Source organism: Lysinibacillus halotolerans, assembly GCF_003711845.1.
In the GTDB taxonomy this organism is placed as follows: domain Bacteria; phylum Bacillota; class Bacilli; order Bacillales_A; family Planococcaceae; genus Ureibacillus; species Ureibacillus halotolerans.
On sequence record NZ_RHLQ01000064.1, the window covers coordinates 1 to 13988 of the forward strand.

The 13988-nt window shown below is 36.4% G+C and carries 10 protein-coding genes and 1 other annotated feature; of the genes, 3 read left to right on the forward strand and 7 right to left on the reverse strand.

Annotation, left to right across the window (positions count from 1 at the left end; genetic code table 11):
• Positions 1-125: 125 nt before the first annotated feature.
• Complete coding sequence (locus tag EC501_RS16770) at positions 126-1280, reverse strand: aminotransferase A (RefSeq protein ID WP_122973496.1); 1155 nt, start codon at positions 1278-1280, stop codon at positions 126-128.
• A gap of 261 nt (positions 1281-1541) precedes the next feature.
• On the opposite strand from EC501_RS16770, the gene EC501_RS16775 reads away from it, so the two are divergent.
• Positions 1542-2855 carry a short-chain fatty acid transporter gene (locus EC501_RS16775; RefSeq protein ID WP_122973497.1) on the forward strand — a complete coding sequence of 438 codons (1314 nt, stop codon included), beginning with the start codon at positions 1542-1544 and terminating at the stop codon, positions 2853-2855.
• 111 nt (positions 2856-2966) lie between these two features.
• Positions 2967-3419, forward strand: a complete 453-nt coding sequence (locus EC501_RS16780; RefSeq protein WP_122973498.1) for a DUF5412 family protein — start codon at positions 2967-2969, stop codon at positions 3417-3419.
• A 125-nt stretch (positions 3420-3544) separates the two neighbouring features.
• Here EC501_RS16780 and serS read toward each other — a convergent pair whose 3' ends face one another.
• The 3 genes from serS to pdxS form a co-directional block, all read right to left on the reverse strand.
• Positions 3545-4828, reverse strand: a complete 1284-nt coding sequence (gene serS, locus EC501_RS16785) for a serine--tRNA ligase (protein WP_122973499.1) — start codon at positions 4826-4828, stop codon at positions 3545-3547.
• Positions 4829-4928: 100 nt separating this feature from the next.
• Positions 4929-5146: a binding site (T-box leader), on the reverse strand.
• A gap of 69 nt (positions 5147-5215) precedes the next feature.
• A complete protein-coding gene (pdxT, locus tag EC501_RS16790) occupies positions 5216-5821 on the reverse strand; it encodes a pyridoxal 5'-phosphate synthase glutaminase subunit PdxT (RefSeq protein ID WP_122973500.1) in 606 nt (201 codons plus the stop codon).
• Positions 5821-6705 carry a pyridoxal 5'-phosphate synthase lyase subunit PdxS gene (gene pdxS / locus EC501_RS16795; protein WP_122973501.1) on the reverse strand — a complete coding sequence of 295 codons (885 nt, stop codon included), beginning with the start codon at positions 6703-6705 and terminating at the stop codon, positions 5821-5823. The genes pdxT and pdxS overlap by 1 nt, the downstream gene beginning before the upstream one ends.
• Before the next feature lie 106 nt (positions 6706-6811).
• Here pdxS and pdxR point away from each other — a divergent pair, with 106 nt between their 5' ends.
• Positions 6812-8215 (forward strand): MocR-like pyridoxine biosynthesis transcription factor PdxR, encoded by a 1404-nt coding sequence (pdxR, locus tag EC501_RS16800; RefSeq protein ID WP_174232715.1) that lies wholly within the window; start codon positions 6812-6814, stop codon positions 8213-8215.
• A gap of 34 nt (positions 8216-8249) precedes the next feature.
• Here the strand turns inward: pdxR and asnB are convergent, their stop codons facing one another.
• The 3 genes from asnB to guaB form a co-directional block, all read right to left on the reverse strand.
• Positions 8250-10085 carry an asparagine synthase (glutamine-hydrolyzing) gene (gene asnB / locus EC501_RS16805; protein ID WP_122973502.1) on the reverse strand — a complete coding sequence of 612 codons (1836 nt, stop codon included), beginning with the start codon at positions 10083-10085 and terminating at the stop codon, positions 8250-8252.
• Positions 10086-10238: 153 nt separating this feature from the next.
• Positions 10239-11537: a D-alanyl-D-alanine carboxypeptidase family protein gene (locus tag EC501_RS16810; protein WP_148037837.1), complete on the reverse strand. Its 1299-nt coding sequence runs from the start codon at positions 11535-11537 to the stop codon at positions 10239-10241.
• A gap of 173 nt (positions 11538-11710) precedes the next feature.
• Positions 11711-13177 (reverse strand): IMP dehydrogenase, encoded by a 1467-nt coding sequence (gene guaB / locus EC501_RS16815; RefSeq protein WP_122973504.1) that lies wholly within the window; start codon positions 13175-13177, stop codon positions 11711-11713.
• Between the last annotated feature and the right edge of the window lie 811 nt (positions 13178-13988).

The window sequence follows — 13988 nt, forward strand, 5'->3', positions numbered from 1 at the left end:
TTCACGGCCATTAACTAAAGAAAAAAAGAATTTACACACCAAAATAGAGAAAGGTGAATTTGAGTTTCCTCAAATTCACCTTTCTCACTATTTGAAGCTAGTTATGTCCCAGCCTCTTTTTCTTATTAAAACTTTCCTAAAAATTTCTCTAATCGATCCATACCCTCTTTTAAAACTTCTAATGGCTGCGCAAAGGAAAGACGAATATAACCTTCACCAAAGGAAGAAAAAGCACTCCCTGGTACCGTCGCTAGTTCCTGCTCCTTTAATAAGTCGATACAAAAGTCAAAAGAACTCATTTTAGTGTGTTTAATGGACGGGAAAATATAAAAGGCACCATTTGGTTTTACTACATCCATTCCCATCCCAACAAGGCGATTATACACATAATCACGACGTTCTTTATACTCCTTTTTCATTTCAACAGGATCATTTAAACCAGCTCTTAACGCTTCTAGAGCCGCATATTGGCTTATACTTGTCGCACAACTAATGTAATAACCATTTAATTTAGTCATTTCTTTTGTTAAATATCTTGGTGCAAGGGTATAGCCTATTCGCCACCCCGTCATAGAATGGGATTTGGACACACCATTTATAACAATCGTTTTTTCACGCATTCCTTCATAGGCAGCAATAGATTGATGAGATTTTTCATAAATTAATTCACTATATATTTCATCTGATATAACAAAGATTTCCTTATCCTTTAATAAAGAAGCAATTTTTTGTAATTCTTCCCCTTCAATAATCGTACCCACTGGATTGCATGGTGAAGGAAGGATAATACATCTCGTTTTATCTGTTAAATGTTGTTGGATTCGTTCAGCGGTTAAAACAAAATCTGTATCTGCTGTATCAACACATACTGGTATTGCCCCACATAATTCAATAAGTGGTATATATCCTGGGTATGCAGGGGCTGATAAAATCACTTCACAACCTTCCTCTAAAATCGTTCGTAAAGCAATCGTCAATGCACCCGATGCTCCGTGAGTTACGATAATTTCATCTAGTGGATTGTATGTTAATCCATATTGATTTTCATAAAATTGAGAAATTGCTTTTCGTAATTCGGGTATCCCTGCATTAGGAGTATACGATGTGAAGTTTTGGTCAATTGCCCATTTTGCTTTATCCTTCACATGCTGTGGTGTCGGAAAGTCTGGCTGACCGATTGTTAAATTAATGGCATTTGGATAATCCACCAACATATTCGTAAACTTCCGGATACCAGACAGTTCAATTTTCTTTAAGTTTTTATAAATTAAATGTTCCATTCATTTTACTCCTTCACCTTTATTTATATATACCTATTCAATACGCCCACCTTTATTATAAAACATTCCTCTAAAGGACAACTTATTTAATTTCAATAACATTAGAAAATTCTAATAAAAGGAGTATTTCTCTGTATGTTTTTCCAACGATCCAACTATTTTTTAAATATGAAATAAATGCCGATTTTATTTCATATGATGCAGTGAAAAATACTATTTTAAAGTATTTTATGAATTTATAAGAAAGGAGAAGGTAGAGAGTTGAAAACATTAACGAAAATTTCTAATACGATTATGGAAAAGTATTTACCAGATCCTTATATTTTCGTAGCGATTTTAACAGTATTAGTTTTGTTACTCGGAGTTGGATTAACCGATAGTTCTCCATTGGATATGGTCATCTATTGGGGAGATGGATTTTGGGGTTTACTGTCCTTCACAATGCAAATGGTCATTGTATTAGCTGCAGGTCATATTCTAGCTAACAGTCCATTATTTAAAAAGTTTTTATCCTCTATGGCTAGTAAAATTAAGAAACCAAGTATAGCTATTATTGTCGTTACATTTATCTCGTTAATTGGATGTTGGATTAACTGGGGTTTCGGACTAGTCATAGGTGCTTTATTTGCAAAGGAAATTGCAAGACAAGTTAAAAAAGTGGATTATCGTTTATTAATTGCTAGCGCATACTCTGGATTTGTTATTTGGCATGGGGGCTTAGCTGGTTCGATTCCCCTTTCTATCGCAACAGATGGGCATCCTTTTTCGGAATTAATGGGGGTAGTCCCTACTTCCGGTACAATATTCACACCTTATAATTTATTTATTGTTCTTACAATTGGTCTAACTTTACCGTTCTTCAATCGCTGGATGATGCCGAAAGAGGAAGATGTAGTTGAAGTGGATCCAGCATTATTAGAGGAAGAGACGCAATCATTTCCTCCTGCCGAAAAAACCTTTGCTTCATGGACGGAAAGAAGTACATTTTTAACGATTTTAATTGGACTTATAGGGCTTTCATATTTAATTTATCATTTTGTAACAAAAGGCTTTTCATTGGATTTAAATGTTGTGAACACGATTTTTATTATTTTAGGTATCATTTTCCACGGTACTCCTCAACGTTTTTTAGCAGCTGCACAGCAAGCGATTAAAACAACGACAGGGATTGTATTTCAATTCCCTTTTTATGCAGGAATTATGGGCATGATGACCGCTTCTGGTTTAGCCATTGTGTTTTCGGAATGGTTTATTAACATTTCGAATGACGTTACTTTTTATTTATTTACTTTCTATTCTGCTGGACTAGTGAACTTCTTTGTTCCATCAGGCGGAGGTCAGTGGGCCGTACAAGCTCCCATCATGCTAGAAGCAGCTCAGACAATGGGGGCAGATTATGCAAAAACTGCCATGGCCATTGCATGGGGCGATGCTTGGACAAATATGATTCAGCCATTTTGGGCTTTGCCTGCCTTAGCAATTGCAGGGTTAAAGGCAAAAGATATTATGGGCTTTTGCCTATTCGTTCTAATTTTTACTGGGATAATTATAAGTGTCGGATTCCTATTATTTTAATAAAAAAATAACTTTCACTATGCATATTGCTTCTTTGGCAATATGCATTTTTTTATTAAATTGGAACAAAGTGTATCGTATTACGTTTCCTTCTACAAAGGGGGCTTTCATATGTGTAAAGTAGTAAAATGGCTGGTAATATGTATCGCCCTATGTTTTATTTATTTCATTACCAATTATTTCACCTATGACTTTACCCAGTTTGATGGTGAAAAAGATGGAAAAGCTATTACGTCTCCAGATGGTTCCTATTCCGCTCAAGTTTACTATCAAAATTATGGTGGGGCTGCAGGCGGGGTAAATATGTTTGTTAATGTTATTTTTCATTTAGAAGATAATATCGAGCGAACAGTTTATTTTAGTGATGCAAAAGGAAATGTCCGATTAACTTGGCTAGATGGGAATATACTTTCCATTACAAATTATAACGAATTTGAAAATAGAAATATTAATTTAATAGTTGGAAAAGAAATATATGACGAATTAGGCTCAGCTTGTAGCCATTATAAAATGAAGAAAAAATATATATGTTACAGCTCTGAACAATCTAAAAACGGCTCGTAAAATAAGACCTTCTTTACTGAGTTACTAGGAAAGTATCTTCTATGTAATGGTGGGGATTGCACACTAGTCCATACATAATCAATGCAAAAAAAGAGTAGCAAAAAATTTGCTACTCTTTTTACAGTTTATTTATTAGGGGCAATTACTTCTTTACCACCCATATAAGGTCGAAGTACTTCCGGTATTACGACACTTCCATCTTCTTGTTGGTAATTTTCTAAAATGGCTGCTACTGTACGGCCAATTGCTAAACCTGAACCGTTTAATGTATGAACATATTCTGGTTTTGCTCCTTGTTCACGACGGAAACGAATGTTTGCGCGACGAGCTTGGAAGTCTTCAAAGTTAGAACAAGAAGAAATTTCACGGTACATATTTTGAGTTGGCATCCATACTTCCAAGTCATATTTTTTTGCAGCTGTAAAGCCAAGATCTGCTGTACACATTAATAATTTTCGATAAGGTAATCCTAATAATTGAAGCACTTTTTCAGCATGCCCTGTAAGTTTTTCTAATTCATCATAAGAATCTTCAGGTTTAACAAAACGAACTAACTCCACTTTATTAAATTGATGTTGGCGAATTAAACCGCGAGTATCACGACCGGCAGATCCTGCTTCAGAACGGAAACAAGAGCTATATGCTGCAAAGCCCTTCGGTAAAATTTCTCCATCGATAATTTCATCGCGGAAGAAGTTTGTCACAGGTACTTCAGCTGTTGGAATCATAAAGTAGTCCGTATCCACTAATTTGAATACGTCTTCCTCAAATTTCGGTAATTGTCCCGTTCCAGTTAAGCTATCTCGATTCACAATTACAGGTGGTAACATTTCTTCATACCCATGTTCTTCTGCATGTAAATCCATCATAAAGCTCATTAAAGCCCTTTCTAAGCGAGCCCCTAATCCACGGTAAAATACAAAACGGCTACCCGTTACTTTTCCAGCACGTTCAAAATCTACAATTTGCAGGTCTGTAGCTAAATCCCAGTGGGGTTTGGCTTCAAAATTAAAGTTTGGCAATTCACCCCACTTTAATACTTCAATATTATCGTCTTCTGTTTCCCCTACAGGAACTGATTCGTGGGGAATGTTCGGTAAACGCATCATCATGTATTCAAATTTTTCTTCCACTTCACGCAGTTCGTTATCAAGTTGTTTAATTTCTTCTCCAACTTCACGCATGCGGGCGATTACTTCATCTGCATTTTCTTTGTTTCGTTTCATAATTGAAATTTGTTCTGATACTTTGTTGCGTTCTGCTTTTAATACTTCCGTTTTCGCAATTAAATCCCGGCGTCTTCCATCTAATTCCTCAAACTCATCGAAATTCCCTAAATCTTCATTACGAGTAAGAAGAATTTTTTTTACTTCCTCATAATTTTCACGGACACGTCTAATATCTAACATGTTGATTCCTCCATTTTTTGATTTATAAAAGTACTACCATTGCACCCCTGTCACTTTACTTTGCTAGAGCAATAAAAACATAAAAAAGCCCTCATCCCTAAAAAGGGACGAGAGCTACCCGCGTTGCCACCCTAATTGACTAGACAAACCATCTATCTAATCCACTTATCTCATAACGGCTTTTCAACCGGCCAGAACCTACTGCTAATTCAGCTCGGCAACTCAAGGACGGATTCACAAGGGTTTTTATCAGCTTCCACCAGCCGCTGACTCTCTAGAAAAAACGTGCTTGTTACTACTTCCTATCATCGATGTTAACATATATTTATTGACTATAGTGTTCCCCATTAAAACATTTTAATGAAAGATAAATTTAACCATAGAGTACTATATGCTATTCAATTTTGCAAGAGAAGTGTTATGACATTGTTTAATCATTTCCACAAAATATTTCAGAATACGAACATCTTCTGTTAATTCTGGATGAAAGGAACAGCCTAAAAAATGGCGATCACGGGCAAGTACGATCCGTTCATCTTGTTTCGCTAATACTTCTACTTCTTTTCCTACTGACACAATATGGGGAGCACGAATAAAAACTGCTGGAATATCTTCACCAATATCTTTTATTGATAACTCTACCTCGAAACTATCTACTTGTCTCCCATAAGAATTTCGCTCAACAACTACATCCATTAAACCTAAATGGGGCGATTCGTATCCAACTATTTCGTCAGCTAATAAGATTAAACCTGCACACGTTCCGAATATAGGCAATCCGTTTTGGGCCAATGTTCGAATCGGATTCAACAGTTCATATCGATCTAATAGTTTTCTTATTGTTGTACTTTCTCCACCAGGTAAAATTAGTCCATTAAGATCTTTTAAATCTTCTACACTTTTGACAAGGACTGGCTCACAACCAAGCTTTTCAATTTGATCAATATGTTCTCTAACGGCACCTTGTAAGGCTAATACTCCTATTCTCCACATTACCATCCACGCTCCTGCATTCGTTCACTATCAGACAGTGTCGCAATATCAATTCCTTTCATTGGTGTACCCAGCTCTTTAGAAATTTCTGCAATTAATTTATAGTCTTTATAATGAGTTGTTGCTTCCACAATAGCACGGGCAAACTTCTCAGGGTTTTCCGATTTGAAAATACCAGAACCTACAAATACGCCATCTGCTCCTAGTTCCATCATGAGTGCAGCATCTGCTGGTGTCGCAATTCCACCGGCAGCAAAATTGACTACAGGTAGGCGTCCTAGTTTTTTAATTTCAACGAGCACTTCAAAAGGTGCACCTAATAACTTTGCTTCAGTCATTAATTCATCTGTACTCATTCCAACTACCCGACGTACTTGCGCATTCACTTTACGCATATGACGAACGGCCTCAACAATATTTCCTGTACCTGGTTCACCTTTAGTACGTAGCATCGATGCCCCTTCTCCAATGCGACGGGCTGCCTCCCCAAGGTCACGGCAACCGCATACAAACGGCACAGTATAATCACTTTTTAATAAATGGAATTCTTCATCGGCCGGTGTTAATACTTCACTCTCATCAATATAATCAACACCCATCGCTTCTAACACTCTAGCTTCCACAATATGGCCAATTCGCGCCTTTGCCATAACAGGGATTGTTACAGCATTCATCACTTCTTCAACGATTCGAGGATCCGCCATACGGGCTACTCCTCCCGCTTTACGAATATCTGATGGTACTCTTTCTAATGCCATAACTGCAACGGCACCTGCAGCCTCTGCAATTTTTGCTTGTTCGGCATTAATGACGTCCATAATAACGCCACCCTTTTGCATTTCTGCCATTCCACGTTTTACTCGTTCTGTTCCAACTAATTTCATTTTAAAAAACCTCCCCTGCTTTATTGATTTTTAGTATAATCAATATTGACCATATAAAAAGAGTCAATATTACAAAATATAACAAGGTCAGTTAGGGGTGGGGCAGTTGGATATGCTCATATTTGAACTAGAAAAAAATAGTTCTAAACCTTTGTATGAACAGCTTTATATTGGAATGAAAAATGCAATTATTACAAAACAAATTGACGTCGGGACAAAATTACCTTCTAAACGGAAGCTTGCCGATTTTTTAAATATTAGTCAAACGACGATTGAAATCGCCTATGGACAATTACTTGCTGAAGGTTATATTACTTCGAAACCACGGGTAGGTTTTTTTGTAGAAGAGATTGATACGCTTCCTTATGTTGAAAAAGAACAGTCTAAAGTAACCATCGAAACGCGAATCACTAAAAAATATCAATATGATTTCCATCCAGGGAAAATAGATACCGAGTCCTTTCCCTTTACCCTATGGAGAAAATACGCAAAAGAACTTTTTGACAATACTTCAAAGGAATATTTACAAGTTGGGGAACCTCAAGGTGAATATGAATTACGATTTGAAATAGCAAATTATTTATACCAATCTCGAGGGATTATTTGTAATCCGGAACAAATCGTCATTGGATCAGGGACAGAACAATTACTTCCAATGATTTTGCGCTTACTTGAAGATAGTTCAAAATTTGCTCTAGAAAACCCAGGATATTCGGCAATACCTCGAATCCATTTACAAAATAATGCAATTCCTATTCCCGTTGACGAAGACGGTTTAATCGTAGATGAGTTGGAGAAAACCGACGCTAACATTGTTTATATCACACCATCTCACCAGTTCCCTACTGGGGCAGTGCTATCAGCTGCTCGAAGAACACAACTACTGAAATGGGCTGCTGTCAAAGGGACAAATCGATATATTATTGAAGATGATTATGATAGTGAATTTCGTTATATTGGAAAACCGATTCCAGCTCTGCAAGGAATGGATAAAAATGAAAAAGTAATTTATATGAGTACCTTTACAAAATCATTAATGCCTTCATTACGTGTTGCTTATTTTGTATTACCTTCTACTCTTTTGACAGCCTATAAACAAATATTTAGCGATTATTCCGCAACTGTTCCTAGATTTGATCAACATATTTTAGCAAACTTTATGAAAGACGGTCATTTTGCAAAACATTTAAATCGTATGCGCAAAATTTATAGAAAAAAACATGATAAACTTACGAACACTTTCGAAACCTTTTATCCTGAAATTACTATTACAGGAGACCAAGCCGGCATGCATGTTTTAATATCTGTCCCATTAGAAAAAACTGAACAAGAACTAAAACAACAAGCCAATGAACTGAATATTGCTGTTTACCCTGTATCGGATTATTTATTAAAACCAATTAAATACGAGCGTCCTACCTTTTTACTTGGTTTTGGTGGGATTGACTTAGTTGATATTGAGCCAGCCATCCATCAATTAATGGCTTGTTGGGGTATTCGAAAAAAATGAAATAAGAGGGAGTCTCCTAATGAGACTCCCTCTTTTATTGGTCGATTAATTGAATATTATAATGTTCAAACCAGCGATCGATTTGAATTAAGTAGGCTAGTAATTGGGGACCTGCCATTAATTGTCCAAACCATGGTACTTTAAATGAAGCACCACCAGAAAGTACGAGTTGTTCCAATTGTTCCTTTTCAAACAATTCATGTAGAATCGACTCTTTCCTTTGAAGAAGACTATTTAATAGTTCTTTCACTCCCTCTGTATAAGCAGGGTGATACGTCTTCGGATATGGATTCTTTTTCCGATATAATACTTCTTCTGGTAACAGACCTTCAACCGCTTTTCGTAACAGTCCTTTCTCCATATTTCCCACGTTTTTCATTTCCCAAGGAATATTCCAGACGTATTCTACGATTCGATGGTCTGCAAATGGGACTCGAACCTCTAAACTTCCACCCATACTCATCCGATCTTTTCGTTCCAATAATGTTTGCATAAAATAACGCATATTTAAATAAAATAGTTGTCTTTGTTTCGCTTCTTTTGGATTTTCCCCCTCAAGTGTTGGAGAATCTTTTACTGTTTCTTCAAAGGCATGTTTCATAAATTCCTTTAATTGTAGTTTCGACTGCCATTCTTTTCGTAAAAATCCTTCCCTTTCATCGATGGAACGAATCCATGGGAACTGGTCATAATCTTTATGGAACCACGGATATCCACCAAATACTTCATCGGCACATTCTCCTGATAAAGCTACTGTAAAATTTTCTTTAATAACGCGGCAAGCGAGTAAAAGTGAACTATCAATATCCACCATACCTGGTAAGTCACGTATTAACATTGCTTCTTCTAACTTATCTACTAAATCCTTTTGAGAAAGAATTATATCAAAATGTTTCGTATGGAAAGTTTCCGTCATTTTATTTATCCAATAGCTATCCATAGAGGTTTGGAAATCATTTTTTTCAAAAAATTGTTCGTTTCCTTCATAATCAATGGAATACGTATGGAGAGTACGCCCTTCTTCATTGTACGTATTCGCAGCAATAGCAGTAATAATACTGGAATCCAACCCGCCGGATAAAAATGTACAAAGTGGGACATCAGAAACTAGCTGACGTTTAATTGCATCTGTTACTAAAAAACGTACGTGCTCTACGGTTTCTTCAAAGGACTGTTCGTGCTTTTGACTTTTTACATTCCAATAACGCCATTTCTTTAAACCTTCTTTTGAAAATGTTAAAGCATGCCCTGGCTCTAATTCCTCAATTCCTTTATATACTCCATTACCAGGTACACGAGAAGGCCCGATGCTCAGTAGAGCTGCTAAACCTTGTCGATCAATTTGAGGCGTTATCGATGGGTGGGCAAGTATTGCTTTAATTTCAGATCCAAATAAAAAAGAACCTTCACTTAAAGAATAAAAGAAAGGTTTTACACCTAGACGATCCCTAAAAGCATATAACGTTTCTTGTTGTTCGTCCCATACAGCAAAAGCATAGATTCCATTTAAATAATCCACACACTGCTCTTTCCATTCAATAAAAGAGGCTAACAACACTTCTGTATCTGAAGATGTTGAAAAAGTGTACCCTCTTTTTAATAATTCTTGGCGAATCTCATCCGTATTATAAAGTTCTCCATTATACACGATGACATAGGATGCATTTTGGTGTATCTTCGTCATTGGTTGTTTACCACCAATTAAATCAATAACAGCTAAACGACGATGCCCTAGTAGAGCATGTGTGCTGCACCATACATTGCCATCATCAGGTCCTCTCTTATTTAACGTTTCCGTCATTCCTTTAACAATCTCTTCACTGTTCTTTATCGACCTTGTAAAATCAATCCAACCTGTAATGCCGCACACTTTATCACGCTCCTTCACCTACTAGCTTATGAAGACTTTGGGCAAACTTATTTTGTCCAAGAAAAAAAAGATTGTGAATAGCTATCGCTAAATATAAAAAAGCTGTCCTATAAGCTTTTGCTTACAGAACAGCTTTATTTGTTGCAACATTAATTAAAATAATCCACCAACGAATCCAGAAATACCATCCCAAATATTCCCGAAGAAGCTACCTACTCCTTGGAAGAATAATGAAATGACTCCTGCACGTTCTACGTTACTCGTTGTTACTACATTTGTAGAATAACTTTCCCCATCGATAAATCCGTAATCCGTTCCTTCAGTTCGTTCAATTACAACTTTACCAACGACAGTCCCTTTTTTCACATCCGCTTCAATTGATTTTTGATCTAAAACGACTTTAGGGACATATAAATCTTTTTCATTTGTTTTAACCATGAAAGAAATTGGTTCTTCAACAGCTATTTCTACTTTATCTTCTTTTCCTTTAGTTACATCAATTGTTTCGTTGCCTTTAAATTGATAGTTAGCAGGAACAATCTCTTCTTTTTTAAATTGTCCGAAACCATAATCAAATAATTTTTTCGCAGCATCAAAACGTGCTAAACGTGATTCATTTCCCTTTGCATCTACAGCATTCATAACCACTGCTATTAAACGTGTCCCATTACGTTCTGCCGTTCCTGTGAAACATTGTCCAGCAAAAGGTGTAGAACCCGTTTTAAGGCCGTCTACGCCTTCATATTGGCTTACTAAGCCTTTTAACATCCAGTTCCAGTTTTCCATTTCAATTTGGTCATCTGTGCCTTCACGGAAGTATTTTTTTGGAATACTAGATGTTTCTAAAACTTCCGGATGATCCTTTAATAGATGATAGGCTAATTTTGCCACTGATTTTGCTGGCATAACGTTTTCATCTTCAGCTTTTGTACCTTCTGGATGCATACCAAATAAATCCGAATTATTTAATCCAGTAGAGTTAACAAATTTATAGTCTTCTAAACCGATTTCTTCAGCTTTTTCGTTCATCAATTTGATAAACTCAGTTTCAGATCCAGCAATCGTTTCAGCTATTGCTGCCGTTGCTGCATTGGCTGAGTAAATTGCCATTGCTTCATAAAGTTCCTTAATTGTATAAGTACCATCTTCTCTTAACGGTACATTACTTAATGCACGATCTTGTGACATTTTATATGTATACTCATTAACATGGTACTGCTGATCCCAAGAAATCTTGCCTTCTTTAACCGCATCTAAAAGAATATACTCTGTCATCATTTTTGACATACTCGCAATTCCTAAAGGTTGATCAGCGTTTTCTTCATATAATATTTTTCCTGTTTCAGCATCGATTAATATCGCAGCAGATACATTTATACCTAAATCTGTTTCAGCACTTGCATTACTTGGTGACATAACAAACATGCTGATTAACAGAAGTGGAATCATCATTAGGCTAACCCAAGATGTTTTCTTAGATGTTCTCACAAAAAAATACCTCCATTAAATTTTTTAATCTACTTTCGTCATTTTATCATAGAAAGTGCAAGAAAAATATTACGTTTAAATAAAAAAGCACTTTATTAACATCTACCATAGACGTTAATAAAGTACTTAGGTTCCATTTATTGAATAGAATAGTTTGGAGCTTCTTTTGTAATCTGAACATCATGGGGATGAGATTCCCGAAGTCCTGCTCCAGTCATACGAATAAACTGTGATTTTTCTCGTAAATATTCTAAGTTAGGCGCTCCACAATATCCCATACCTGCACGAATACCACCAACTAATTGATGGATCGTATCTGCTAATGGTCCTTTATAAGGAAGACGACCTTCAATACCTTCAGGAACTAATTTTTTCGCGTCTTCTTGGAAATAACGATCTTTAGAACCTTTTTCCATTGCTGATAATGAACCCATACCACGATAAACTTTAAAACGGCGACCTTGGAAGATTTCCGTTTCACCAGGAGATTCTGAAGTACCTGCTAGTAAAGAACCAAGCATTACAACATGTCCACCTGCAGCAAGTGCTTTTACGATATCACCTGAATATTTAATTCCACCATCTGCTATTATTGTTTTACCCATTTCACGAGCAACAGTAGCACAATCATAAACAGCAGTAATTTGAGGTACCCCAACACCCGCTACTACACGAGTAGTACATATTGAACCAGGTCCAATACCAACTTTTACAACGTCTGCACCAGCTTCAAATAATGCGCGTGTAGCTTCTCCAGTTGCAACGTTACCGGCAATGATTTCTAATTCTGGGTATGCTTCACGAATTTGTTTTACCGTTTCAATTACGCCTTGTGAATGTCCGTGTGCTGTATCAATTACTACAATATCCACTTGAGCTTCTACCAGTTTTGCAATACGTGGCATTGTATCTTTTGATACACCAACAGCAGCACCGACTAATAATCTTCCTAAATTATCTTTAGCTGCATTTGGAAATTCAATAACTTTTTCAATGTCTTTAATTGTAATAAGACCTGTTAATTTACCATCCTCATCAACAATTGGTAATTTCTCAATTTTATATTGTTGAAGAATTTTTCCAGCTTCTTCTAATGTTGTACCAACAGGAGCTGTAATAAGCTCTGCTTTCGTCATAACATCTTCAATTTTTAATGAGTAATCAGAAATAAAACGTAAGTCACGGTTTGTAATGATACCTACTAATGTTAAATCTTCCTCATTTTTTACAATTGGCACACCCGAAATGCGATATTTACCCATTAAATGCTCTGCATCATATACTTGATGTTCTGGCGTTAAAAAGAACGGGTTCGTAATTACGCCATTTTCAGATCGCTTAACTTTTTCAACTTCTTCAGCTTGTTCTTCAATACTCATATTTTTATGAATAATTCCGATTCCACCTTGGCGAGCCATTGCAATAGCCATTTTTGATTCAGTAACAGTATCCATACCTGCACTTACAATTGGAATATTCAGTTTGATCTTTGGAGTAAGTTGTACTGATAAGTCCACAGATTTTGGTAATACTTCTGAATGTGCTGGTACTAATAAAACATCATCAAATGTTAAGCCTTCTTTGGCAAATTTCGTTTCCCACATTTCGTAAATGCCTCCTAGTTCTTAAAGAATATTAATTGTAAGATTATCAACATGAATTGTAAGTGTCAAGATTCTCTAAAAAGAAAGATTATTCCGATTATTTATACTCCCATTTTAAAATAATGAACCAACCTTGATTATTATTTACTTAACTTCGAAATTTATTAAGTAACGATACAGAATTCTATAGATCACTTTTTTAAATATACTTTTTTCTATCACTTTTTAATGTAAACGAATTCAACTAAGTTTCGGTAAATTTTCCTCTTTTAATTTCCACTTATTATTATTAGTGCCTGTTTCTAAGTTTTTATTAAGACTCAATTTATTTACCTATCATTTTTATAAACGTACTGAACTTTGGGGGCTTACTGAAATTCAATGGTCACTATTTGCCTAGCAACGTCCTACTCTCACAGGGGCACCCCTCAACTACCATCGACGCTTTCTGCGAAGCGCGATGACACATCGGAAAACTGCGTCATCTGCGTCAGTCCGATGCTCATGTAACGAGTCACACTGCGCTTCGGGCCTCCTTGATTCCTTGTTTTCCTCGGTCCTCCCACTTCTCGAGTTTTTTCTTCTGTACTTTTGTTTGTTCTTAAACGCGCCGACCAAGCCTTCGGCTTTTGTATGTTGGGGGCTTTTTGGGTATAAAAAAAGACCACTGAATTTCAGTAGTCCTTGTTCGCCTAGCAACGTCCTACTCTCACAGGGGCACCCCTCAACTACCATCGACGCTTTCTGCGAAGCGCGATGACACATCGGAAAACTGCGTCATCTGCGTCAGTCCGATGCTCATGTAACGAGT

Bases quoted from the DNA above. Each gene is read 5' to 3' on its own strand.
- guaB (WP_122973504.1), bottom strand. From the start codon at position 13,177: ATGTGGGAAACGAAATTTGCCAAAGAAGGCTTAACATTTGATGATGTT.
- EC501_RS16770 (WP_122973496.1), bottom strand. From the start codon at position 1,280: ATGGAACATTTAATTTATAAAAACTTAAAGAAAATTGAACTGTCTGGT.
- EC501_RS16780 (WP_122973498.1), top strand. From the start codon at position 2,967: ATGTGTAAAGTAGTAAAATGGCTGGTAATATGTATCGCCCTATGTTTT.
- EC501_RS16810 (WP_148037837.1), bottom strand. From the start codon at position 11,537: ATGATGATTCCACTTCTGTTAATCAGCATGTTTGTTATGTCACCAAGT.
- serS (WP_122973499.1), bottom strand. From the start codon at position 4,828: ATGTTAGATATTAGACGTGTCCGTGAAAATTATGAGGAAGTAAAAAAA.
- pdxT (WP_122973500.1), bottom strand. From the start codon at position 5,821: ATGTGGAGAATAGGAGTATTAGCCTTACAAGGTGCCGTTAGAGAACAT.
- pdxS (WP_122973501.1), bottom strand. From the start codon at position 6,705: ATGAAATTAGTTGGAACAGAACGAGTAAAACGTGGAATGGCAGAAATG.